Genomic DNA, 25,937 nt, shown 5'->3' with positions numbered 1-25,937 from the left:
CTTAAGTTAATTTATATCATCTTGATTAATGAAACAACTACAACGAGCGCAAAGAATACTACTAAGTAGTTCAATGAATAAATGAACATTTGCGTTGCCCATTTAGTTTGATTAGATTCTTTTCTGAACGTTGTAAAACCTAAAGCTAACCATCCTAAATTAAGTAGTGTAGCAATAACAACAAAAGTTACACCTAAATTAGATAATAAGAATGGTAATGGTAATAATAACACTAACCAAATAAACATGCTTACTCTTGTCCGTTTGAAACCTTTCACTGATGGTAACATAGGAATATTTGCAAGCGCATACTCATCACTACGTTTAATTGCAAGAGCGTAGAAATGGATGGGTTGCCAACAAAAGACAACTAAGAAGAGTGCTACTGCTGGTAAACTTAATGATCCATCGATAGCTACCCAACCAATTAATGGCGGTACAGCTCCAGGAAAACTTCCAACAACAGTATTCCAAGTTGTGTGACGCTTAGACCAAATTGAATAGTAAGATACATATCCAACAATACCAATTAATCCTAAAACACCAGAAGGTATATTTAATAAGAATAAACATGCTTCACCTATTAACATCATCCCAAAACTTAACATTAATAAGTTTCTATCAGATATTCTATCATTTACTGTTGGTCTACTTTGCTTACTTGGCATAATGCGATCAATATCTTGATCATAATAATTATTTAAAGCACAAGCGCCCCCCATAATAAGCGTAGAGCCAACTAGCATCAATAGTATTTGTGGAATGGAAGATAGGAAGGAATGGTTTGTCATTACTATTGCAAGCCATGCGCCTGCAAAAGCAGGTATTAAATTACCTTGAACAAGGCCCATTTTAATAATTTGTTGTAATTCTTTGAAGGATACACGGCCCGTAGTATGTGACAAAGTTTGATCTTTGTTCATAATTCCCCTCCTTAAATTTCTCATATAGTATAATGATATAGTAAATCACATAAAAAGACTAGGTTTTATAAAATTAAATTGTGACACTTTTACGACATTATAAATCGTCAATTTTGTGACACACTTAAAAATGTTATTCTTGATATAATAAGTTAAAAGTAAAAATATGTACATTAATTTAAAGTCATTTTTCTTCAAGTGTCGTATTAAATGAAGTATCAATTAACGAGTCTTTCAATGACTTTATTCTATTATGTAATATTATAATTTAATACTTTAAATTAATGATGGGGTGTTTATCATTGTTTAGAAAGCAAAACCTTAAATGGTTAGGTGTTTTAGCTACGATTATTATGACCTTTGTACAATTAGGTGGCGCCCTCGTAACTAAAACAGGATCAGAAGATGGTTGTGGCTCGTCTTGGCCTTTATGTAACGGCGCTCTACTTCCAGAAAATTTACCAATACAAACAATTATAGAACTGAGTCATCGCGCAGTATCAGCCATTTCACTTATAGTTGTATTATGGCTTGTAATTACAGCTTGGAAAAATATTGGATATATTAAAGAAATCAAACCACTCTCTATTATTAGTGTTGGTTTTTTATTAGTTCAAGCACTTGTAGGTGCTGCTGCTGTGATATGGCAACAAAATCCTTATGTATTAGCACTACATTTTGGTATATCACTTATCAGTTTCTCTTCTGTTTTCTTAATGACATTAATTATTTTCTCAATTGACAAAAAATATGAAGCTGACATTTTATTTATTCACAAACCTTTACGTATCTTAACTTGGTTGATGGCTATCATAGTATACTTAACTATTTATACTGGTGCTTTAGTTAGACATACTAAATCAAGTCTTGCTTATGGTGCTTGGCCTATTCCATTTGATGATATCGTTCCTCATAATGCGCATGATTGGGTACAATTCTCTCACAGAGGTATGGCGCTCATCACTTTTATCTGGATTATGATTACATTTATACACGCTATTAAGAATTATTCAGATAATCGAACTGTACGCTATGGTTATACTGCATCATTTATACTTGTTATCCTTCAAGTTATTACAGGTGCTTTATCAGTCATAACTAATGTCAATTTAATTATTGCGTTATTCCATGCTTTGTTTATCACATACTTATTCGGAATGATTGCTTACTTTATTTTACTAATGTTAAGAACGACGAGAAGTCTAAAATAATTTATTTTTTTCATAAATTTATAACAATTAAAAAGACACGCCACTCAAAATACCATAACGGTAAGATAAGTGGCGTGTTTTAATATATTTAAGTAAAAATAGACCATCTAAATATCTTACTAATCTAGATGGTCATATTAACTATGATTGTTTTTCAATTTCCACTAATAAATCTCCTGTGGCAATGGCATCTCCATTAGCAACATTTATTTGCTTAATAATTCCATCAAATGGCGCCTGAATCGTCGTTTCCATCTTCATTGCTTCAGTGATTAATAATGGTTGATTAGCTTGAACTTCATCACCTACTGACACTTTAACTTCAGTTACAGAACCAGGCATTTGAGCACCAATATGATTTGGATTCGATTTATCCGCCTTAGGTTTAACATTAGCATTCGTTTTTACATTTTCATCTTGAATATAAATACGTCTTGCTTGACCATTCATAGCGTAATAAATTGTACGTTTACCATTCTCATCTGGTTCACTGATTGTTTCTAATTTAATAATTAGACGTTTACCAGTATCAATTTCAATTTCAACTGTTTCACCATTACGCATGCCGAATAAGAATGTCGGTGTATCCAGTAAAGATACATTACCAAATTGCTCTTTAGTTTGAATATATTGTTTATATACCTTCGGATAAAGTACATAACTAATTATATCTTGTTCTGTTACCTCATCTTGTTGTATGTCGCTTAATTCTTGACGGATTGCTTCAAAATCGACTGGCTCCAAGTATTCCCCTGGTCTTTCAGTAATTGGTTGCTGTCCTTTTAAAATAACATCTTGCAATTTCTTGTTGAATCCATTGACAGGTTGTCCAATATCACCTTTAAAGAATGACACAACAGATTCTGGGAAATCTAATTTATAACCATCATTGATGACAGTATCTTCATCAAGATCATTTTGCACCATATATAGTGCCATATCTCCAACTACCTTTGAAGATGGTGTTACTTTTACAAGATCTCCGAACAGGAAGTTGACACGACGATACATCTCTTTGACTTCATCAAAACGTTCACCCAATCCTAAACTTTTAGCTTGTTGACTTAAGTTTGAATATTGGCCACCCGGCATTTCATGTTGATAAATTTCTGTATTTGGTGATTTGATATCACTCTCAAAGTCTGCATAGTAAGGTCTGACTACAGACCAGTAATGACTTAATTCTTCTAAACCATCAATATCAGTTCTTAAATTACGTGGGAATCCATTTAGTGCATAATATAATGAGTTTGCACTTGGTTGACTCGTTAAACCACTCATAGATGCAACAGCAGTATCAATAATATCTACGCCAGCATCAATGGCTTGTTTATATGTCAACAATCCATTTCCACTTGTATCATGTGTATGTAAATGAATTGGAAGATGTGTTGCCTCACGTAATTCACCAATTAATTCGTAAGCTGCCTTCGGTTTCAACAAACCAGCCATATCTTTAATTGCTAAAATATGGAATCCTTCTCTTTCCAGCTCTTTAGCCATTTTAACGTAATAATCTAAAGTATAAATATTAGAACGTTCAGCATTTAAAATATCACCTGTATAGCAAATTGTACCCTCAGATACCATTCCCGCTTCTTGAACAGCTTCATTTGCTACTTTCATTTGATCAACCCAGTTCAATGAGTCGAAAATACGGAAAACATCTACACCAGCTTTTGCACTTTCATGAACGAATTTCTTAATTACGTTATCAGGATAGTTTTTATAACCTACTGCGTTCGAAGCGCGTAATAACATTTGGAATAACACATTCGGAATGGCTTTGCGCAATCTTTCTAAACGTTCCCATGGATTCTCTTTCAAGAAATTATAAGCGACATCAAATGTTGCACCACCCCACATTTCTAATGAAAAACTATCTTTAAACACTTCAGCAGTTTTAGATGCAATGTTCATCATATCTTTTGTTCTTACTCGTGTTGCAAGTAAAGATTGGTGTGCATCTCTAAATGTAGTATCGGTAATTAAAACATCTTCTTGTTCTCTCACCCAATTTGCAACACCTGTTGGTCCATGTTGCTCAAGGATTTGTTTTGTTCCAGATAACTGATTGATTTTCTTTTGAGAAATTTTTGGGATTTTGGTAGATTCATATTCTGGTTTTGGACGCTTTTCTACATTAGGAAATCCGTTTATCGTCACATTACCAATATACTCTAAAGTCTTGGTACCTCTATCCAATGTCGGTGCAATATCGAAAAGTTCAGGTGTTTCTTCAATAAATTTAGTAGTATAATCACCACTTCTAAATTTATCATTACGCATAACATTGATGAGAAATGGAATATTCGTTTTTACACCACGAATTCGCATTTCGCGTAATGAACGTTCCATTTTCTCTTCAGCTTGTTTAAATGAAACGGCATGTGTAGAAAGCTTAACTAATAGTGAATCATAGTAAGGTGAAATTTCTGCACCTTGGAATCCATCACCTGCATCAAGTCTCACTCCAAAACCGCCACTTGATCGATATGCAATAATTGTGCCAGAATCTGGCATAAAATCATTAGTAGGATCTTCAGTTGTTATACGACATTGTATCGCATACCCTAAAGTTTGTATTTCATTTTGGTGTGGCATAGAGATTTTATCTCCAAATAACGATTCTCCATCAGCAACTAAAATTTGCGTTTTTACAATGTCTATACCAGTAATCATTTCAGTAATTGTATGCTCAACTTGAACACGTGGATTAACCTCAATGAAGAAAAATTCATCTCCAGAAACTAAAAATTCCACTGTTCCAGCGTTGACATATTTAATATTTTTCATCAGTTGAATTGCGGCATCACAAATTCGCTCTCTTAATTTGTTAGAAAGACCTACTGAAGGTGCAACTTCAACGACCTTTTGATGACGTCTTTGCACGGAGCAATCTCTTTCATACAAATGAATGATATTCCCGAATTCGTCACCAATAACTTGAACTTCTATATGTTTTGGATTATCAATATATCTTTCAATATAAACTTCACTATTACCAAATGACTTTTCGGCTTCTGATTTCGCACGATGGAAAGCGTCTTCTAACTCGCTTGATTCACGAACGATTCGCATACCTTTACCGCCGCCACCGCTAGTGGCCTTAATCATAAGTGGGTAACCTGCTTCATTAGCAAACTGTTCTGCAGCTTCAAAACTTTCAATAGGACCATCTGTACCTGGGATTACAGGTAAGTTAGCGTTAATAGCAGTTGTTCTTGCCTTAACCTTATCTCCGAACATGTCTAGATGTTCTAGATGCGGACCTATAAATTTAATGCCTTCGTCAGCACATCGGCGTGCAAATTGCTCATTTTCACTTAAAAAACCATACCCAGGATGAATTGCATCGACACCCGCGCGAAGAGCTACTTCGATGATACGTTCGATATTCAAATAACTTTCAGCAGGTCCTAAGTCACTTCCCACTAAATAGGATTCATCTGCTTTATATCTATGTAACGAACTTTTATCTTCATTAGAATAAATTGCTACTGTACTAATATTTAATTCTGCTGCCGCTCTAAAAATTCTAATAGCGATTTCACCACGGTTAGCAACAAGTAATTTCTTTATTTGTTTCAAAAGCCAAGACACCCCTTAGAATGTTACGAATTTTCTAAATAATTAGATAATAAAATTTTATCTCAAATGATTGAATAATTCTATAGTAATTCATGAAAGAATCATATCATTTATCAATTTGTAACATTTAATTAAATAAATTAGTTCAAACTGACTGCACTATGTGTAAGTTAAGTTGTCAGTCAATTACTAGAAAACTTATAAATGTTAATAACTTAATATTATCATCTATATAAGAATGACGCTAGTTAAAGTATGCAGATTTACAGAATCTTAAATTATGATCATGAGTAGTGACTAACTATACCAAATATTATGATATGAAAAACCCAAGAGGAATAATTTACATTCATCTTGGGCTATAGTCTTAACTTGATATTATAAATTTTATATACTATTTAATTATATCGACGTTTAATATCTACCTTACGTTGTTTCAGTCGTTTATCATCTTGTTTTATCTGTTTTGCTGTAATAAGCAGTAATCCCATGGCTATACTTAAACTAATCATCGATGAACCACCAAAACTGATAAATGGTAACGGTACACCAGTAAGTGGAATTGTGGCAGAAATACCACCGATATTTACAAATGTTTGGCTTCCGATATAACTAGCTATCCCAACGCAAACTAATTTATAAAAATACGATTGCGTTTTATTAGCAAGTTGGAAAGCACGATATACAATAAAGTACTCTAAAATTAAAACGATTAAGCCACCGATTAATCCCATCTCTTCACAAATAATAGCAAATATGAAGTCTGTATGTGGCTCTGGCAAATAACCAAGCTTCATAATACTATTTCCTAGACCACGTCCGAACAACCCACCATTGCCAATTGCCAAAAGAGAATTAGAAATATGATATCCTGTACCTGATTCTTGACTAAAGGGATTGGTTAACGTACTAAAACGTGCCTGCAAATAACTTGGAACCATGTCTAACATGAACATAAATGTAGCTACGATGATAAAACCAATAGCTACCAAAGTACCCCATTTTAGCATATTCTGCACACCGATACCTGAGTAAAAAATAATTGAGAAGAATATGATCACAATTAGCATTGTTTGACCAACATCTTTTTGAAAAAGAACAAGTATCAAACATGTTACAACAAACAAAATTGGTCCTAATATTAATTTAATATTATGTCTCACCGCAGGCATCTTCTTTTCAATCATAAATGGTATGTATAGAATTATTGCAATCTTCAATAACTCCGAAGCTTGTAAGTTCATGAATCCTAAGTTAATCCAACTTTTAGAACCATTGATATTTTTTCCTATTACTAAAGTTAGTAGTAAAAGTATAAAAATTCCAATCATCATACCTTTTTGAACATTAGGCTTTTTTAATATTTTAACATTCATAATAAAAGCCATAAAAAATACGATAATAAAGCTCATGATAACGTATAAAAGTTGTCGATTGTAAAAGTATGTACCTGAAACTGGTACTCCCCCGGTTAAAGTACCTTTTGTAGCTGCAACCATGCTTGCACTATAAACCATTACTAATCCAATCAAACAGAGGACAACATAAGTTATTAACAATGGATAATCGATAAATTTAGAAGTCTTTCCAATATATCGCATTATATTTTTAAAATTTTTCATATACTAGATCTTCCAATACTAAATGATTAAAATTTATCTCTTTGTTGACTTAGTAAAACACATCGCTACTAAAAAGCGTTCTTATCTATTATATACTTCAACGTATCTATTAAACAAATATAAACAAATACATCTACCATTAAAATCCATGATTTAAATTTACTTTAACAATATTTGAGAGAAATGAGCTTTTTTTAGTCTGCTTTCAAATCAATTTCACTTTTAAAGCTTACAACAAAAAAGACCGAGAAAGATATCAGAATTAATATCAACTCAGTCATTTATGCGATGATTGACTCGCACAATTAATCATCTATCAATATTTTCTTTAAACATAAGACATTATGCATACTCTCAATTTAGCGAATACATTATTTTTACAATTAATTACAAATAAAAAGTTTAAACATTCGTAAATGCTTCGTGCAATTTAGAAAGTTCTTTTTCAAGTCTTAGCATTAATTGCTTACCATCTTCTTTATCAACTAATCCAAGTTGAACTGCGAAATCAACTTCCTTTTGTAATCCAAACATTTGAGTATCTAAAACCTCTTCATAAAGTGGACAAGAAGGTAAAGTTAAGTTATCCATTTGAACTTTAATTAGATGTAATATTCTGTCTGCATCTTTATTCAATTGGTCATATGCCGCACTATTTAACTTCGATTGGTTAGACATGACATATTCCCCCTATCGTTTCAATTAATATCTTCACAATAGAAGTTTATCCTACTGAAAGTTAAAAAGCAAGCGAATTTAAATTAAGTGAAAGCGATTTTGTGTTAAAATAATAAAAGATAAAAATTTAGGGAGTGGGCATTTATGATTCAAATAAAAGGAGCAGTCAATTTCCCTATTTCATTGGATAGTACGACTTGGATATTTGACGATAGAAAAGTTACTATTGATGATTTAGAACGTGGGGTATTTGATGGTAGTAGACCCATCAACTTTGATGATAACAAGGAATGGAACCGTGCTATTTTAGAAGGACAAACAAATCCACCAACGCTTGATTCTGAAATTAAATATAAAAAACGTTCGGTTTTAGATGAGACATTTGTGATAAATATGACACCATTTTTCAAAAATGCCGAACCCATGGAGAATGCTAGCACAATAAAACTTTCTAATAAAGATTACTCTATCAATGTACCCATGGACTTATTACCTTATTTGTTCTTTCAATTTTCTAGGAATGGCAAACGTTTATATAGTGATAATGCCGTTGATAGTTTTATATATATACCTGAGGAAGGATACTCTCATCAATTTAAGTATGTCACACATATAGAGGTGCTTTAATATGAGAAAGGTTCAATGTATTATTTGCGATACTAAGGTTTTTATTGATGAACATACAGTCGAGGCTAAACGCTTAAGAAATAATCCTATACGCACTTTCATGTGTGATGATTGTAAAAGTAGACTCGATACACCTAAACAAAGCAAACGAGATTAAAATGATATATTTGAAAATTTCAAAGTATCTAACATAAATAAATGGTGCAACCTTAATAATGAAAATTATTACTGTGGTTGCACCATTTGTTATATAACTAAATTATTGTTCGTCCTGCATTAATTGTTTAACTCTTTTAGCTTCTTTTTCACGGGCAGATTTATTAAGTATTTTCTTTCTTAAGCGAATACTTTCAGGAGTTACTTCCACCAATTCATCATCATTAATAAATTGTAACGCTTCTTCTAATGTTAAAATTCTAGGACGATTCATCGTTTGTGTTTGATCTTTAGTAGCTGAACGTACGTTTGTTTGATGCTTTGCTTTAGTAATATTTACTGTTAAATCGTTCTCACGGTTATGTTCACCAACAATCATACCTTCATATACTTCAGTACCTGGTTCCATAAAGTTAACACCACGATCTTCTAAGTTAATAATCGCATAGGAAGTTGCTTGACCTTGGTCCATAGAAATCAACGCACCATTACGTCTACCACCGATTTGAGCTTTAACTCGTGGTCTAAATTCTTCAAATGTATGGTTAATAATTCCATAACCACGTGTCATAGACATAAATTCAGTAGTATAACCAATCATACCGCGTGCAGGTACCATAAAGATTAAACGCGTCAAACCATTGTCGGTTGTCATCATATCTAACATTTCACCTTTTCGTGCACCTAATGATTCAATCACTGCCCCGGCATTTTCAGAAGGCACTTCACATTGTACACGCTCAAATGGTTCACTTAACACACCATCGATTTCTCTTAAAATAACTTGAGGTTTAGAAACCTGTAATTCAAAGCCTTCTCGTCTCATGTTTTCAATAAGAATAGACAAGTGTAGTTCACCACGACCAGCAACAACCCATGAATCTGGTTGATCAGTCGGTGTAACTTTTAAAGAAACATCTGTTTCAAGTTGTTGATCTAATCTTTCTTGAATTTGTCGAGCTGTTACATAATCACCTTCACGTCCAGCAAATGGAGAGTTATTTACTTTAAAAGTCATTTCTAGGGTTGGTTCATCAATACGTAACACAGGTAATGGGTCACGATGATCATGTGGTGTAACTGTTTCACCAACGTTAATATCTTCCATACCTGAAACAGCTATTAAGTCTCCTGCTTGTGCTTCTTCAATTTCTTCACGTTTAAGACCAAAGTAACCAAATATCTTCGTCACACGAAAGTTCTTAACTGTACCATCTAATTTAATTAGTGATACATTATCACCTACACGCATTTTACCTCTGAACACACGTCCAACGCCTATACGACCTACATAATCATTATAATCTAGTAAAGCAATTTGGAATTGTAATGGTTCATCTGAATTATCTACTGGTGCCGGTACATAGTCAATAATCGTCTCATATAGGGATTGCATATTTTCGTCCTGGTTTTCAGAGTCTAGACTTGCTGTTCCATTCACAGCTGAAGCATAAACAACTGGGAAGTCTAATTGCTCATCATTCGCTTCCAATTCAATGAATAAGTCTAATACTTCATCTACAACTCCCTCAGGTCTAGCTGCTGGTTTATCAATTTTATTCACAACTACAACCGGTTTTAGGTTTTGTTCTAAAGCTTTTTTAAGAACAAAACGAGTTTGAGGCATTGTACCTTCATATGCGTCAACCACTAGTACTACACCGTCAACCATTTTCATGATACGTTCAACTTCACCACCAAAATCGGCGTGTCCAGGTGTGTCTAATATATTGATACGCGTACCTTTATAATCTATCGCTGTATTTTTAGCAAGAATCGTAATACCACGTTCTCTTTCTAAATCATTAGAGTCCATTGCACGCTCGTCGACATGTTCGTTTTCACGAAATATACCTGATTGTTTAAGCAACTGGTCTACTAATGTTGTTTTACCATGGTCGACATGCGCAATAATCGCTATATTACGAACATCTTCTCTTAAATTAGTCATTTTATAAATTCCTTTCTTTTGTATACTCCCACTTTTAATTGCAACTGTTTTATTATATCATATATTATTGAAAAGATAAGTAAAAGGTGGGGTATGGGATGCAACAAAAAAAATCTAAAGGCATTTTCTGGATCTTCTCAATATTGGCTGTCGTTTTTTTAACATTATTTAGTTTCGCATTAGGTGCTGCTAATGTTCCAATGATGATTTTAACATTTATACTTCTCATTGCAACATTTGGTGTTGGGTTCAGTGTGAAAAAGAAATATCGCAAAAACAATTGGCTTTAAAAATTTATTTATCATTATATTGATTTCATTAAAAGCACGCAAAGACAGTTATTGAACGTAATTATAATACTGATATGAACTTGCATCTTTAAATCAAATATTATAAGTCTTGGACACTATCAATTTTTGATTTACTAAATTTTAAATCTAACACTTTTCATAACAGTGAGTTATTTATGATGAACATAATCAATCGAGGTAGAGTAGACGGAATTTAACTTGAATTCGTCGTTTCACTCGGGTAAAGATTCTTCACCTAGATGATTCGTAGAATGAACTGAGTGAAATTCTCTCTGATGTGACCTACAATTCATTATGAAATAACCCTCATATCAGTACATTTTCAATTCAGTCATTGACCGTCTACACATTATGAAAGCCTAGGACAACAACTATGCCCTAGGCTTTTATATTTTTTATAAAGAGATAACTCAACAATACTTATATCAAACTTTTAGTGGTTCTAAACTCCTTATAAGACATTCTTCAAATTAAGGTTTGAAGAACAAAGAAATTTGAAATTTTCATATTTAAAGAAAATAGATAATTCTTTAACTCTATTGATTCCGTCTTTCTATCTCTTTCCAAATCTTTTTTCATGGAGTGTAATAAGCGTATCTCTTTGCTGATTTAAATGATGGTTTAATATTTCACGATGAAGGCTAGGATTTGCTATTAATATTGAATTCGGTTGATTGAAGTCTAATTTATCGCCTAATAAGTTGGTTCCTATCCCGCCTACTTCGTTCAAAATCAACAATCCACCTGCAAAATCCCACGGTTGTAATCTAGGTGTAACGTAAGCCGCCAATTGACCTTTCGCTACACTAATAATTTCTAATGCTGCACTACCATATGCTCGTGCACTTCTTGCCTCATTCACTATTGAACTAAAAATATCACTAAGTATTGGTTTCGTAAGCCAATTAGGATTAATACCTATAATACTTCTTTTAAGTTCGGTGTTTTGAATCATTTCAAGTTTATGTGTGTTTTCAAATGCACCCTGTCCAACCTTTGCATGATATAAAACATCTTTCATGACATCATAAACAAAACCTGCATAAGGCTTCCCATCATGATAAATACCAATAGAGATGGCAAAATTTTCTTTTTGGTGAACAAAATTAAGCGTTCCATCAATCGGATCAATAACCCAAATAACCCCATTTAAATACTCGAGATTATGACCATGCCCCTCTTCGCCAATAACCTGATGATCTGGATAATTATGAAGAATCGTTTCATATAGATAATTCTCTGTCGCCTTATCCACATTTGTAACTAAATCATTAGGATTTGATTTAGTCTTAATGTCTAATTCTTCTTGCATCATCAATCTTACCTTATTTCCTGCTTCTAGTATCAATCCTTTTGCAAAATCATATAAAGCCATCGTATCATCTCCTATTACTACATATTATACATGAATAACTATGTAAATTTATATGAATACACACTATTTTACCTTTAAAAAGACTTCGTAAATCAAGAGAATGACCATCCTTATTTTAGATAAACTTTAAAAGTTTATGCTACAATATTCCTAATCATATTAAAAGGAGGCATATGATGACTCAATATACTTTTTCACCTAAAGATTTTAAAGCTTTTGAAGTCGAAGGATTAGATCAAAGAATGGAAGCACTTAATGACTATGTCAGACCTCAACTTCATCAATTAGGATCTTATTTTGAAGAATATTTTACTACACAAACAGGTGAAACATTTTATGCTCACGTAGCTAAACACGCACGTAGAAGTGTCAATCCACCTATCGATACATGGGTAGCTTTTGCTCCTAATAAACGTGGTTATAAAATGTTACCACACTTTCAAATCGGATTGTTTAGAAATCAGCTTTTCATTATGTTCGGTATCATGCACGAAGGTAGAAATAAAGAAGAAAAAGTGAAAATATTTGATAAACATTTTGATAAACTGACATCATTACCTAGTGATTATAGTGTTTCTCTAGATCATATGAAATCTGAAAAGCACTATATCAACGATATGAGTAATGAAGAGTTGCATGCTGCTATCGATAGAGTCAAAAATGTTAAAAAAGGTGAATTTTTTGTTGCCAGAACATTATCACCTACCGATAAAAGATTACAATCTGATAAGTCTTTCCTAAAATTTGTTGAGGAAACTTTTGATGAATTTTTAAAATTTTATCAATAAATTTAAAATGCTTGAGTGATTTAAATTATGAAAAGTCATTCAAGCATTTTTATTGCCCCAATATTTTTAGGTTGACCTAATATTTTCTTTAGGTTAATATATTCTCATATATTAATAGGGGTGATTTTATTGAATATCAATAGTAACAATCAGGAACAACAACGAAGTTTAGATGAAATCAATAACACCATCAACTTCAATCATAATGATAGTGCAAGTCAAAAATTTCTGGCTTTTTTAGGACCAGGATTGCTTGTCGCTGTTGGTTACATGGATCCCGGAAATTGGATTACATCCATGCAAGGAGGAGCACAATATGGCTATACCTTGTTATTCGTAATCTTAATCTCTAGCTTGTCTGCTATGTTGTTACAAAGTATGACTGTGAGATTAGGAATAGCAACTGGTATGGATTTAGCACAAATGACACGTCATTTTTTAAATAAGCCTGTAGCAATTATGTTCTGGATTATTGCAGAATTAGCAATTATCGCTACTGATATTGCAGAAGTTATAGGAAGTGCTATCGCATTAGATTTAATCTTTGGTATACCATTAATTGTAGGTGCATTAATCACTGTATTTGATGTATTCTTATTATTATTCATCATGAAATTTGGCTTCAGAAAGATTGAAGCTATCGTGGGAACGTTAATCTTTACCGTATTGGCTATTTTTGTATTTGAAGTTTATATTTCTTCTCCACAAGTAATGGATATGCTTAATGGTTTTGTGCCCCATAAAGAAATTGTTACAAACCAAGGGATACTTTATATTGCACTAGGTATCATAGGTGCTACTATTATGCCACATAACTTATATTTACATTCTTCTATTGTACAATCGCGAAAATATGATAGACACAGTATTCATGAAAAAGCACAAGCGATTAAGTATGCTACCATCGACTCTAATATACAGCTATCCATCGCTTTTGTAGTCAATTGCTTATTACTTACACTTGGCGCTGCGCTATTCTTTGGAACAAAAACTGAAGATTTGGGTGGTTTTTATGATCTTTATTCGGCTCTAAAAACAGAACCTGCTTTAGGTGCATCGCTTGGCGGTATTATGAGTACTTTATTTGCTGTTGCCCTTTTAGCTTCTGGTCAAAATTCAACTATAACGGGAACGTTAGCAGGCCAAATTGTGATGGAAGGATTTCTTAAATTATCCATTCCAAACTGGTTACGTCGTCTTATCACTCGGTCTTTAGCAGTGATACCTGTTATCATTTGTCTTATAGTATTTAAAGGAAATACTGAAAAAATTGAACAATTACTTGTCTTTTCTCAAGTGTTTTTGAGTATTGCTTTGCCATTTTCGTTAATACCGCTTCAATTAGCTACAAGTAATCAAAATCTTATGGGAACTTTTAAGAATAAAACATGGATTAACATCATTTCCTGGTTACTCATAATTATCTTAAGTGGACTTAACGTATATCTTATCATTCAAACATTTCAAGAATTATGATTAAATGAATAACAAAGAATAAGTATCCTCTATTTTGAAATGATGAATTAGAAATATAGCTACTGTTGAAAAAGTACATAATAAAATTCAATTTAGATAGTGACGTTATATTTTATTAAAAAAGTCATTATTTTTCGCCATTTATGCACATACTTAACTTCAAGTTGTATAGTCCCTTTCTTACTTTATTAAAAAATACGCCCTATCAATTATTTTTACTGATAGGGCGTATTTTTATGGACTGTATTCAACATTTATTAGTCAAATATCAATTCTAAACCTATTAATATATATATGGATCGTCCTTTTTTTGTTTGTTGATTTCTTGTTCAGGATCCCAAACATCTTTCTGTTGTTGATTTTGTTGATGATTCAGATCACTTTGGTCCTTTGAATGGTTTTGACGAAGTTGATCTGTATCATTTTCATTTACATATGTTTTATCTTTTTTTGCAAAAAGTCTAATCGCAGCAATCATCCATAAAACCATCGCGATTAAATTAGTTGTAAATAAACCTACGATAGCCGCTGCTATGAGTAAACTAGCAGCAAGGTTTTTTCTTCCTTCAATTACCATTGCACCAACAAAACCTAATAGCGTTGAAAAACCTAAAATGACTAATGATGCAATAAGAGAAACTAAAAACATTTCAGATGACATATCTTGATTATTACCTGAAAACTGCTTCATTAATTCATTATATTGTTGTTGATTTGATGCATTATTAATAACAAATATCGATAGAATACCAAAAATTAAAAATAATAGGCTTAAGATATTAGCAATCCACGCTAATCTTTTTTCTACTTTTCTATTCAATTAATATGTGCCTCCTAACTCTTAAAACTATGGTTAATTTAATCATACTAAAAATTTATCTTTATCGCGAATAAGTTCATTTCCCATATTGATTAAGAAGTAAATAAGTTGCTAAGGTGTCAAGTTGATTTATCCAGAGTCCAACTCACTTTCTTTGAAATAGCGATATAGGTATCCCCACTTTTATTAAGTAATACGGTTAATCTAAAATTAAAAATATTGAATTCATCCTATATAAAATCTAGTTACAGAGGATGAATTTTTTTAAAATGCCTAGGACAGCAATAAATGTCCTAGGCATAAATATTAATTTTCTTTTTTTGAATCTTCCTCTTGGTTTAAGTTATTATCTGCATCTTCATGTTCATTATTAATCATTTGTCGACGTTCTTCATAATTCATACGTCGTTGGTTAACAGCACTTGGCTGGTTTTTTCTTCGTTCTTTCATACGTTTATTATATGCTTTTCTCTTTTCTTTTTTCTTAGCACGTATTTCTGCTTTTTCTCTTTTTCTTTGCGCTTTTAGTTCTTTAGGATCAATTTGTGGTTCAACAACTCCTACGTCATCGAGTTGATTACCTTCCATATGTTCCTGTTGTACATCTTCAAAATCCGTATTTTTAGATTTTTTATTGTACTTAGCTTGTCTTGACATGACTGTTGGTTCATCTTCAGTTTGTTGAGACGCATATTCACTTTCAACTGCTCTTTTTGGAAATTGAGAATATTTATCTTCATTGTCTACATATTCGTCTGAATAAAGTTGATTGGAAGATATATCTTCATCAGGTTGATTATCAGTTATACCATTATAGGAATCTTGTTGCTGAGCATTTCTATTGAATTGACGTCTTGTATTTCTATCTTCCTTTTTAGTGTGCATAGGTTCATACACATCATCATTATATCCATGTTCATTTCTTGACTCTGGTTCATAAAAACCTCTCTCATCATAGTATGTTTGATCATAATCATTATAATAAGATGGCACTGTTTCTATTCTATCTCTTCTTGCAAACATCATCATTGCAATGATAAAGAATAGGATAGGAATGATTAGAGTTACAATCAACAATACAAGTGGAATTGTGACTATAGCAGCTATTAAAAAAAGAAAACCAGACAAAATTCTTATATTCATAGAAATTAACGCTAAAAACGAGATGAGCAAACAAACAATAAAATAAACAATAATTGCCCAAACTCCATTTTGTAACCAAATCACAAATTGAGTTGTACTTAAATCATTATTGGCTAAAATTTGTTGTACGAGTTCATTATTATTAAGTGTGTTTTCTAAATTGGCAATTGACGTATCATTACTAAAAGATACGAGCGCAATAAACATTGAAACAATAGTTAATATGAGTAAGAATACCCAACTAAACCAACCTAATATTTTTTCAGTTAGCCGATTTGCTGGACGCTTAATTTGTGTATATTGCTCTCCTAACATTCGTTACAACTCCTTAACTTACTTATCACATTATTATATTAAAAAATTCTAAAAATAACTACCATTTGCTATTTTAAAGACATTTTAAAATTTAAAAAGCTTTCATTATAATCACTGAGAGACGATTGACCTAAATCTTTATAGACTTCTAACCGTTGCTGTTCTTGCTTTGATGGGTAGAATCTATGATCGTTTCTTACCTCTTTAGGCAACTTACTTCGAGCTGCTTTATTAGGTGTTGCATATCCTACCCATTCTGTATTCTGGGCACTATTTTGCGCGTCTAGTAAGAAATTCATAAACTTATACGCACCTTCTTTATTTTGTGCAGTTTTAGGTATCACCATATTATCAAACCAAAGATTGGAGCCTTCTTTAGGTATCACGTAATTATAACGAGTATTTTCCTGTACAAGTGGTGCAGCAACGCCACTCCAAACTACTGCAACATGTCCTTCGTTTTGTTGAAGCATCATGGTAATTTCGTCGCCTACTATACCTCTAACTTGTGGTGCTAAATTATGCAAATCTTTTTCTGCTTGATGAATATGGGTCGGATTTTTGTCATTAAGGCTATACCCTAATTTATTTAATCCCATTCCAATTATTTCACGTGCACCGTCTACTAATAAAATATCATTTTTGAGTTGAGAATGATACAAATCGCCCCAACTATCAAACGTTTCATTAGGATATTTCTCTTTATCATATAAAATGCCTACGGTTCCAAAGAAATATGGAATTGAATATCGATTGTTTGGGTCATATGACAAGTTCATATAATCATTGTCTAAATTTCTGATATTTGGAATTTTGTCATGATTTAAAGTCTCAAGCAATTTAGCTTTTTTTAGTTTTTGAACAGTATATTCACTTGGAAAAGCTACATCATAGTGTGTGCCTCCATTTCGAATTTTCGCTTCCATTGCTTCATTTGAATCAAAGGTTTCATATACGACTTGTATACCTGTTTCTTTTTCAAACTTCTTAATTAAGCTAGGATCAATATATTCTCCCCAATTGTAAACATATAACTTCTCATTTGCGTGGGTATTATCTTTTGATTTAAACCAATGACTAATCATTAAACATAAAATACCAATAACCATAGCAGAAATGATAAGTTGAAAAAATCGCTTCATTCATTGACACCTCGTTTCATCTTTTTCTGACGATTAACGATATGTTGAATAAAGTAATATCCAAATACTCCAAACATAATAGCAATAAATATTATTGTAGAAATGGCATTAATCTCCATACTTATACCTTTGCGAGCCATAGCATAAACTTCTACAGACAATACACTAAATCCGTTTCCGGTAACAAAGAAGCTTACTGTAAAATCATCTAAAGAATATGTTAATGCCATAAAGAATCCTCCTATAATCGAGGGCATAATATTAGGTATAATAATGCTACTTAATAATTGTGATTCATTAGCACCTAAATCTCTTGCTGCATTTAACATGTTATCATTCATTTCATATAATTGGGGTAAGACGATGATAACAACAATTGGAATACAGAACGCTATATGAGATGCTAGCACTGTTGAAAACCCTAAACCTAAACCTGTGAAATGTCCTATTGCAGTGAACATAATTAAAAAAGAAGCACCAATGACTACGTCCGAAGATACCATTAATACATTATTCATCGTTAATAGCGTAATCTTAAACCGTTTGTTGCGTAAATAATATAAAGCGATTGCACCAAATGTACCTATAACTGTAGCAATCGATGCAGATAAAAGTGCCACTGCAACAGTATTAAAAATCACCGACATCAACCGATCATTATGAAAAAGGGAGTGGTAATGTTCTAAAGTAAAATGTTCGAAGTGACTCATATTCCCCGCAGAATTAAAAGAATAAATCATTAAAAAGAAAATAGGAATATAAAGCACACTTATTAATAGAGCTATATATAATTTTCCATACCATTTCACACTAATCATCCCTTCCCATTAGATGATTTTGATTTTGTAATAATGAGTAAAAAGGCCATAAAAATAATAAGAAAAAGTGCTATAGTGGAACCTAATCCATAATTTTGTATAGTTAAGAACTGTTCTTCAATTGCTGTACCTACATTGATTACTTTGTTCCCAGCAATCAACCTGGTAATCATAAACAGTGAAAGAGCTGGTATAAATGTTACTTGCACACCAGTTTTAATACCTTCTCTTGTTAACGGAACGATGACTTTACGAAACGTAGTAAATGTACTAGCACCTAAATCATTAGAGGCTTGCAAAATATTGTTAGGAATTGCTTTCATGCTGTTAAATATAGGCAAAATCATAAATGGGATATATATATAACTCGCCACCAATAAAAATGCACCACTTGTAAACAACAAGTTTAATTTAGGTATTTGAAATACATGTAGAACTTGGTTAATAAATCCATCATGCCCTAACAAACCAATAAATGCATAGGTCTTGAGAAGTAAGTTAATCCAAGTAGGGATAATTAACAACATGAGCAGTATATTTTGAAATCTTGAATAAGAAATAAAGTACGCAGCTGGGTAACTTATTACTAAGGTAATCATTGTAATTAAAGCGGCATACCAAATTGAATCAATAAACATTTTTAAATATCTAGTTGAAAATACCTGCTCATAATTTGTAAAACTAAAGTGACCATGAATATCTATAAAAGAAAAGTAAACAAGTAAAATGACTGGAATGATAATAAATATAACCATCCATAATAAGTAAGGAACCAGTAACCATTTATTGACATTACGCATGATGATAGTCCTCATAACTTTCAATTCGCTTATCAAATTCTTCTTCTGTTTCACCTGGTACCATGATGTGTATTGCTTCTGGTTCAAAATACAGCCCTACTTCACTACATACATTAGCTTTTTTTGTTGATTGTATTACCCATTCATACCCTTTTCTGTCTTTGCAACAAATTTCATAATGTACACCTCTAAATAGCATAGAATCAACTTTGGCTTTAAATAGCCCATCATTTTTTGAAACAAGTGAAATGTCTTCGGGTCTAATTACAACTTCAACTTTTTTATTTTCTGTTATTCCCATATCTACACAATCAAAATTTTGACCATAAATATTGACGACAAAATCTTCAACCATTGTACCTTCAACTATATTGGACTCTCCTATAAAATCAGCAACAAATCGGTTAACTGGTTCATCGTATATATCTATTGGTGTCCCGAATTGTTGAATTTTGCCATCTTTCATAACAAAAATATAATCACTTAATGCTAAGGCCTCTTCTTGATCATGAGTTACAAATATAAAGGTTATACCTAAACGGGATTGAAGTTCTCTCAATAAATATTGCATTTCTGTTCGTAATTTTAAATCTAAGGCGGATAAAGACTCATCTAATAATAATATTTCAGGCTCATTAACAATTGCTCGTGCTATGGCTACACGTTGTTTTTGTCCACCACTCATACCTTGTATTTGCCTATGTTCATACCCACTTAATTTCACCAACTGAAGTGCCTCAGTAACTTTACGCTTAATTTCTGACTTACTTAATTTTTTTAATTTTAAACCATATGCTATATTGTCGAATACATTTAAATGTGGAAATAATGCATAATCTTGGAATACAGTATTTACCTTACGCTTATTCGGCGGCATTTTACCAATAGGTTTATCTTTATATATAATATCTCCACTATCGGGATATTCAAATCCTGCTATGAGTTTTAAAATTGTTGTTTTTCCACAACCCGAAGGACCTAAAAGTGTATAAAAATAGCCTGGTTCAATATCAATATTAATTTCGTTTAGTATTTGTACATCTTCAAAGCCCTTACTGACATCTTTAAAAGAAAGCAATGGATTCATAAAGTTTCCTCCTATAAATATGAAGCTGTGGCAACGATTAAAACCTTAACTTCTTTATTTGTTTCGTTATATAAGCGATGTTTATCTTTCGCTTTAAAATAAAGTACATCTTCTTTACAAGCTTTATATACTTGATTTCCTAGTTGAAGTGATACTTCACCATTTAAACAATAGATAAAAGTATCTGATTCAGATGGTTTAAAGTTTTTATATGAGGCATTTGGTCGTAAAGTTAGAATCAATGGTTCCATGTCAAACTCATTAGAATTCGTTACAAGCCAGTTCAAGATATAACCTTTATCATACTCATCATAAATAGTCTGTTCGTTCTTCTTATAAAGTACCTTCTCATCTGACGATTCTTTAAAAAAGTCGCTTGCAGAAGTACCAAGTACTTTTATTAAATTTAAAAATGTTTCCATACTAGGTGAAGCATGATTACTTTCAATTTGCGATATATATCCTTTTGATAGATCAGTTCGCTCTGCTAATTCCTCTTGTGTCAAATTTTTTATTCTTCTTAAATTACGTAATTTATATCCAATATCCATCTTTCTGACCACCTAAAAAAGCTATATCATGTTTACTTATATCAAACATTTTGTTTAATGCTTAATAAAAATAACAAAATATAGCTACGTAATCAATAGTTTTATATTAACTTATTATTGCGGATTTAATAGAAAAAGTTAGTCGATATCTTTACTAAAAATAGTTTGATTTGGATTTTTTTTAATTTCTTGAATTACTTTGTAACTATTATAACCACTTTTATTTTCAAATTCTTTAAAAATCTGTTTTTCATCAGCTTTTCCGGGCACAATATGTTTAAAATTTTTATAAGCATTTAAAACTTCGTCACCCTTTACAGATGACTCATAATAATTTTCGATTTTATTAAAGAAATGAATCACTTTCATCATTTCATCATTAGTCCAATCTAAATCTAATGGATATTGATATTCCATAGTATCCTCTCCTTTATATACTTTATACTTTTATTTTTCAAATTTAGATATATTAAAAATAACACAGTATACCTTTATTGGCATAAAAAGATGGGATAAAATCCATTTTTGAATTCTATCCCACCATGAATAAATACCCCCAACAGATCGCTATGATTTAGAATAGCTAAATGCTGAGGGTAATATTTTGAAATGATTTATGATACGTATGACTATGCCAGTCTGTGACTATACATACGAAAAAGTAATATACGTACAAATCATAAATAAATCATATTAATTTGAATACATTTATCATTATTAACTTGTAATTACATAGTATGAATTGGATAACCAATTGCTTTTTCAGCAGCTTCCATTGTCATTTCACCTAAAGTTGGGTGTGCATGTACAGTTAATGCGATATCTTCAGCATTCATACCTGACTCGATAGCTAAACCTAATTCAGAGATAATATCAGATGCACCAGTACCTACAACTTGTGCTCCAATAAGCGTATCATCTTCTTTAAGCGTGATTAACTTAACAAAACCATTTGTATCATCTAAAGATAAAGCTCGTCCATTAGCTGCATAAGGGAATTTAGAAGCTTTAATTGATAAACCTTCTTCTTTTGCTTGAGCTTCAGTATAACCAACTTGTGCTAATTCTGGTTCTGTAAAGCAAACTGCTGGCATACCAATATAATCTACCTCTGCGGCTTGACCATCTATCGCTTCAGCAGCAACTTTACCTTCGTAACTAGCTTTGTGAGCTAATGGTAATCCAGGTACAATATCTCCAATCGCAAAGATATTTTCAATAGAAGTACGACTTTGTTTGTCCACTTCTAGTAATCCACGATCAGCAAATTTTAGACCAAGTTCTTCTAATCCTAATTCATCAGTATTAGGGCGACGGCCAACTGTAACTAAAACATAATCAGCTTCGATAGTTTGTTCCTCACCTTTTGCCTCATAAGTTACTTTGACACCATTTTCAGTTTCTTCAGCAGATTTTGCCATTGCTTCAGTAACGATTTCGATACCTTTTTCCTTCATACCTTTTTTAACAGGTTGCGTCATTTGCTTTTCAAATCCGCCTAGAATATCTTTTGCACCTTCAAGGATTGTAACTTCAGAGCCAAAGTTTGCAAAAGCAGTACCTAATTCAGAACCGATATATCCGCCACCAACTACAACTAGTTTGTTAGGTACTTCTTGTAGATTTAAAGCTCCTGTTGAATCGATAACACGTTTACCGAATTCAAAATTTGGAATTTCAATCGGTCTTGAACCTGTAGCTATAATCGCATGTTTGAAATTGTAAGTTTGAGCACTCTTTTCGTCCATGACACGTAAACTATTGTTATCAACGAAATAAGCTTCACCTCTAACAATCTCTACTTTGTTACCTTTTAAAAGTCCTTCAACACCGCCAGTTAATTTATTAACTACAGAAGTCTTGAATTCTTGAACTTTTTGATAGTTTAAAGAAACGCTTTCAGCAATTACCCCTAAGTTTTCTGAATTTTGCGCTTCAACAAAGCGATGAGAAGCATGAAGTAATGCTTTTGAAGGTATACAACCTACGTTTAAGCACACACCACCTAAATTACCTTTCTCAACGATTGTTACCTTTTGTCCTAATTGAGCCGCACGAATGGCTGCGACATATCCACCTGGACCTGCTCCTATTACAATAGTATCTGTTTCAATTGGGAAATCTCCAACTACCATGTTTTTACCCCTCCATTAATAATAATTCTGGATTATTTAATAAGCGTTTAATGTGATTCATAGCATTTTGTCCAGTAGCACCATCGATTTGTCTATGGTCAAAGCTTAATGATAAAGCTAATACTGGTGCAGCTACAATTTCTCCATCTTTAACGATAGGTTTTTGAGCGATACGGCCAATTCCTAAGATAGCTACTTCTGGGTGATTGATAACTGGTGTGAACCATTGACCACCAGCGGAACCGATATTACTAATTGTGCATGTTGCACCTTTCATTTCTTCTGAAGTTAATTTACCATCACGTGCTTTTACAGCTAGTTCATTAATTTCATCAGAAATTTCGAATATTGATTTACGATCAGCATGTTTAACTACTGGTACTAATAATCCTTTATCCGTATCTGCAGCAATACCAATATTCCAGTAATGTTTGTGCACAACCTCTCCAGCTTCTTCATTGAAAGAAGTATTAAGTGCTGGATATTTTTTAAGTGCAGAAACTAGTGCTTTAACAACATATGGTAAGAAAGTAAGTTTTGTACCTTGTTCAGCAGCAATTTCTTTAAATTTCTTACGGTGATCCCATAGTTCTTGCACATCAATTTCATCCATTAATGTAACATGAGGTGCAGTGTGTTTAGAATTAACCATTGCTTTAGCAATTGCTTTGCGCATTGCAGGTATTTTTTCTGTAGTTTCAGGGAAGTCACCTTCTGGTAAAGCTTGTGTTGCTGAAGCATTATCGACATCACTAGAAGTTGATTCAGATGCTGCGCTAGTGTTTGAACCTTCTTCGGAACTACCACCATTTAAGTATGCATCAATGTCTTCTTTTGTAATTCGTCCATTTTTACCAGAACCATTTACAGCTTTAATATTGACACCATTCTCACGTGCATACTTACGCACTGACGGCATCGCTTTAACAGTTTTATTTTCATCTACTTCTGTCTTTTCTTGTGATTGAGATGATGAAGTTTCTTCTTGCACAGGTGATTCTTGTTCTTTTTCTTCTTTCTTAGAATCCTCATCATCGCCATGACCTTTAAATTGCATTTCTTCTGCATCAGGTGCATCAATTTTAACGATGACATCTCCTACAACTGCCACTGTTCCTTCATCTACTAACACTTCTTCAACAGTACCACTTACTGGAGAAGGAATTTCTACTACAGACTTATCATTTTGAACTTCTGCTAATACATCATCTTCTTCAATTGTGTCGCCGGCTTTAATAAACCATTTAACAATTTCACCTTCGTGGATACCTTCCCCGATATCGGGTAATCTAAATTCAAATGCCACGTTCTTGTCCTCCTAAGATTTACGTATTTAAATTATTGAAAATTTATACAAAAGTTGTAAGGTAAGGAAGACCTTACAACTAAATGTAAACTTTATTTGATTGATATTTTTACGTTTGCTTTTTTAATAATTAGAATTCTAAAGTTGCCTTAGCCTGCTCTATAATATCTTTTTTATTTGGTAACCAAACGTTTTCAGCTTGAGTAAATGGATAAATAGTATCTGATGCGGCTACTCGAGCTATTGGAGCTTCTAATGAAAGAATTGCTCGCTCTGCTAATTCTGCTGCCACTTGTGCACCTACACCAGCTTGGCGTTGAGCTTCTTGTACAACTACAGCACGACCAGTTTTCTCAACAGACGCTACTAGAGTATCGATATCAATTGGTTGTACAGTACGTAAGTCAATAACTTCAACTGAATAACCATCTTTTTCTAACTCTTCAGCAGCTTTTAGTGATTCTTGTACCATTGCCCCGTAAGATATTAAAGTAATATCATTACCTTCTTTTTTAACATTGGCTTTTCCGATGTCAATTGTGTATTCTTCTTCAGGAACCTCTTCACGGAAAGAACGATATAATTTCATATGTTCTAGATACACAACTGGATCATTACTTTGAATAGAAGAAATTAATAATCCTTTAGCATCATATGGTCCTGATGGAATAACTACTTTCAAACCAGGTGATTGAGCTAAGATACCTTCTAAATTATCAGCATGCAACTCTGGAGTGTGAACGCCACCACCAAAAGGTGCACGAATTGTAACTGGCGCTGGTTTAGTTCCACCTGAACGGAAACGAGTACGAGCAATTTGACCAGCTACTTCGTCAAACACCTCATAAACGAATCCTAAGAATTGAATTTCCATAACTGGACGGAAGCCAGTCACTGCTAAGCCTAGTGCAAGCCCACCAATTCCAGACTCTGCTAATGGTGTATCAAACACTCGATCTTCGCCAAATTCTTTTTGTAAACCTTCAGTAACACGGAATACACCACCGTTAACACCAACGTCTTCACCGAAAACTAAAACGTCTTCGTCTCTTTTGAGTTCACTTTTAAGCGCATCGTTAATCGCTTGAACCATTGTCATTTGTGCCATGGC

23 protein-coding genes are annotated in these 25,937 nt (G+C 32.7%); 6 read left to right on the top strand and 17 right to left on the bottom strand.

From position 1 onward, the window contains the following. Positions 1–11: 11 nt before the first annotated feature. Positions 12–923, bottom strand: a complete 912-nt coding sequence (gene cyoE / locus HMPREF2897_RS09520; protein WP_002457434.1) for a heme o synthase — start codon at positions 921–923, stop codon at positions 12–14. A 302-nt stretch (positions 924–1,225) separates the two neighbouring features. Between cyoE and HMPREF2897_RS09515 the strand changes: the two genes are divergently transcribed. Next, positions 1,226–2,134, top strand: a complete 909-nt coding sequence (locus tag HMPREF2897_RS09515) for a COX15/CtaA family protein (protein WP_002457435.1) — start codon at positions 1,226–1,228, stop codon at positions 2,132–2,134. A gap of 141 nt (positions 2,135–2,275) precedes the next feature. Here HMPREF2897_RS09515 and HMPREF2897_RS09510 read toward each other — a convergent pair whose 3' ends face one another. The 3 genes from HMPREF2897_RS09510 to HMPREF2897_RS09500 all read right to left on the bottom strand — a co-directional run bounded on the left by HMPREF2897_RS09510 (position 2,276) and on the right by HMPREF2897_RS09500 (position 8,025). Then, positions 2,276–5,725, bottom strand: coding sequence for a pyruvate carboxylase (locus tag HMPREF2897_RS09510; RefSeq protein WP_002495769.1), 3,450 nt, complete (start codon positions 5,723–5,725; stop codon positions 2,276–2,278). A 398-nt stretch (positions 5,726–6,123) separates the two neighbouring features. Continuing rightward, entirely contained in the window at positions 6,124–7,347 is a 1,224-nt protein-coding gene (gene ftsW / locus HMPREF2897_RS09505) for a cell division peptidoglycan polymerase FtsW (RefSeq protein WP_002475923.1), read from the bottom strand. Between the two features lie 402 nt (positions 7,348–7,749). Further along, positions 7,750–8,025: an Fpa/YlaN family protein gene (locus tag HMPREF2897_RS09500; RefSeq protein WP_001830079.1), complete on the bottom strand. Its 276-nt coding sequence runs from the start codon at positions 8,023–8,025 to the stop codon at positions 7,750–7,752. Positions 8,026–8,169: 144 nt separating this feature from the next. Between HMPREF2897_RS09500 and HMPREF2897_RS09495 the strand changes: the two genes are divergently transcribed. After that, complete coding sequence (locus HMPREF2897_RS09495; protein WP_002457438.1) at positions 8,170–8,652, top strand: hypothetical protein; 483 nt, start codon at positions 8,170–8,172, stop codon at positions 8,650–8,652. Between the two features lies 1 nt (position 8,653). Then, positions 8,654–8,809 (top strand): DUF2197 domain-containing protein, encoded by a 156-nt coding sequence (locus tag HMPREF2897_RS09490; protein WP_002446186.1) that lies wholly within the window; start codon positions 8,654–8,656, stop codon positions 8,807–8,809. 102 nt (positions 8,810–8,911) lie between these two features. Here the strand turns inward: HMPREF2897_RS09490 and typA are convergent, their stop codons facing one another. Next, positions 8,912–10,759 (bottom strand): translational GTPase TypA, encoded by a 1,848-nt coding sequence (gene typA / locus HMPREF2897_RS09485; RefSeq protein WP_002446185.1) that lies wholly within the window; start codon positions 10,757–10,759, stop codon positions 8,912–8,914. A gap of 98 nt (positions 10,760–10,857) precedes the next feature. Between typA and HMPREF2897_RS09480 the strand changes: the two genes are divergently transcribed. Continuing rightward, positions 10,858–11,049, top strand: a complete 192-nt coding sequence (locus HMPREF2897_RS09480) for a DUF5325 family protein (RefSeq protein ID WP_002446184.1) — start codon at positions 10,858–10,860, stop codon at positions 11,047–11,049. Between the two features lie 574 nt (positions 11,050–11,623). On the opposite strand, the gene HMPREF2897_RS09475 is transcribed toward HMPREF2897_RS09480, so the two are convergent. Continuing rightward, positions 11,624–12,445, bottom strand: coding sequence for an inositol monophosphatase family protein (locus tag HMPREF2897_RS09475; RefSeq protein WP_002457439.1), 822 nt, complete (start codon positions 12,443–12,445; stop codon positions 11,624–11,626). A gap of 176 nt (positions 12,446–12,621) precedes the next feature. Between HMPREF2897_RS09475 and HMPREF2897_RS09470 the strand changes: the two genes are divergently transcribed. Both HMPREF2897_RS09470 and HMPREF2897_RS09465 read left to right on the top strand, forming a co-directional pair. Next, on the top strand, positions 12,622–13,233 hold the full coding sequence (locus HMPREF2897_RS09470) for a YktB family protein (protein WP_002457440.1): 612 nt from the start codon (positions 12,622–12,624) through the stop codon (positions 13,231–13,233). A gap of 129 nt (positions 13,234–13,362) precedes the next feature. Then, complete coding sequence (locus HMPREF2897_RS09465) at positions 13,363–14,709, top strand: Nramp family divalent metal transporter (RefSeq protein ID WP_002457441.1); 1,347 nt, start codon at positions 13,363–13,365, stop codon at positions 14,707–14,709. Between the two features lie 283 nt (positions 14,710–14,992). Here the strand turns inward: HMPREF2897_RS09465 and HMPREF2897_RS09460 are convergent, their stop codons facing one another. The 11 genes from HMPREF2897_RS09460 to HMPREF2897_RS09410 form a co-directional block, all read right to left on the bottom strand. Beyond that, on the bottom strand, positions 14,993–15,529 hold the full coding sequence (locus tag HMPREF2897_RS09460) for a DUF4064 domain-containing protein (RefSeq protein ID WP_002446180.1): 537 nt from the start codon (positions 15,527–15,529) through the stop codon (positions 14,993–14,995). A gap of 306 nt (positions 15,530–15,835) precedes the next feature. Next, a complete protein-coding gene (gene auxB / locus HMPREF2897_RS09455; protein WP_002446179.1) occupies positions 15,836–16,987 on the bottom strand; it encodes a lipoteichoic acid stability factor AuxB in 1,152 nt (383 codons plus the stop codon). Between the two features lie 68 nt (positions 16,988–17,055). Then, the gene (locus HMPREF2897_RS09450) at positions 17,056–18,129 is read right to left on the bottom strand and encodes an ABC transporter substrate-binding protein (RefSeq protein WP_002457442.1); all 1,074 of its coding nucleotides are present in this window, start codon (positions 18,127–18,129) and stop codon (positions 17,056–17,058) included. After that, a complete protein-coding gene (locus HMPREF2897_RS09445) occupies positions 18,126–18,938 on the bottom strand; it encodes an ABC transporter permease (protein WP_002457443.1) in 813 nt (270 codons plus the stop codon). The genes HMPREF2897_RS09450 and HMPREF2897_RS09445 overlap by 4 nt, the downstream gene beginning before the upstream one ends. Before the next feature lie 5 nt (positions 18,939–18,943). Beyond that, positions 18,944–19,747 (bottom strand): ABC transporter permease, encoded by an 804-nt coding sequence (locus tag HMPREF2897_RS09440; RefSeq protein ID WP_070593063.1) that lies wholly within the window; start codon positions 19,745–19,747, stop codon positions 18,944–18,946. Then, positions 19,740–20,834 (bottom strand): ABC transporter ATP-binding protein, encoded by a 1,095-nt coding sequence (locus HMPREF2897_RS09435; protein WP_070593061.1) that lies wholly within the window; start codon positions 20,832–20,834, stop codon positions 19,740–19,742. Before HMPREF2897_RS09435 ends, HMPREF2897_RS09440 begins: the two co-directional genes overlap by 8 nt. An 11-nt stretch (positions 20,835–20,845) precedes the next feature. Beyond that, positions 20,846–21,385 carry a helix-turn-helix domain-containing protein gene (locus tag HMPREF2897_RS09430; RefSeq protein ID WP_070593059.1) on the bottom strand — a complete coding sequence of 180 codons (540 nt, stop codon included), beginning with the start codon at positions 21,383–21,385 and terminating at the stop codon, positions 20,846–20,848. Between the two features lie 138 nt (positions 21,386–21,523). Next, complete coding sequence (locus HMPREF2897_RS09425; RefSeq protein ID WP_002446173.1) at positions 21,524–21,802, bottom strand: UPF0223 family protein; 279 nt, start codon at positions 21,800–21,802, stop codon at positions 21,524–21,526. Positions 21,803–22,113: 311 nt separating this feature from the next. Further along, entirely contained in the window at positions 22,114–23,520 is a 1,407-nt protein-coding gene (gene lpdA / locus HMPREF2897_RS09420; RefSeq protein WP_001831650.1) for a dihydrolipoyl dehydrogenase, read from the bottom strand. A gap of 4 nt (positions 23,521–23,524) precedes the next feature. Further along, positions 23,525–24,826, bottom strand: coding sequence for a dihydrolipoamide acetyltransferase family protein (locus HMPREF2897_RS09415; RefSeq protein ID WP_002490067.1), 1,302 nt, complete (start codon positions 24,824–24,826; stop codon positions 23,525–23,527). A gap of 130 nt (positions 24,827–24,956) precedes the next feature. Then, positions 24,957–25,934: an alpha-ketoacid dehydrogenase subunit beta gene (locus HMPREF2897_RS09410; RefSeq protein ID WP_002446171.1), complete on the bottom strand. Its 978-nt coding sequence runs from the start codon at positions 25,932–25,934 to the stop codon at positions 24,957–24,959. Positions 25,935–25,937 lie beyond the last annotated feature (3 nt).

It is taken from the genome of Staphylococcus sp. HMSC065D05, assembly GCF_001813195.1.
GTDB classification, from domain to species: domain Bacteria; phylum Bacillota; class Bacilli; order Staphylococcales; family Staphylococcaceae; genus Staphylococcus; species Staphylococcus epidermidis.
The sequence above is the reverse complement of the archived record's forward strand: the minus strand, read 5'-3'. Positions and strand labels throughout refer to the sequence as shown.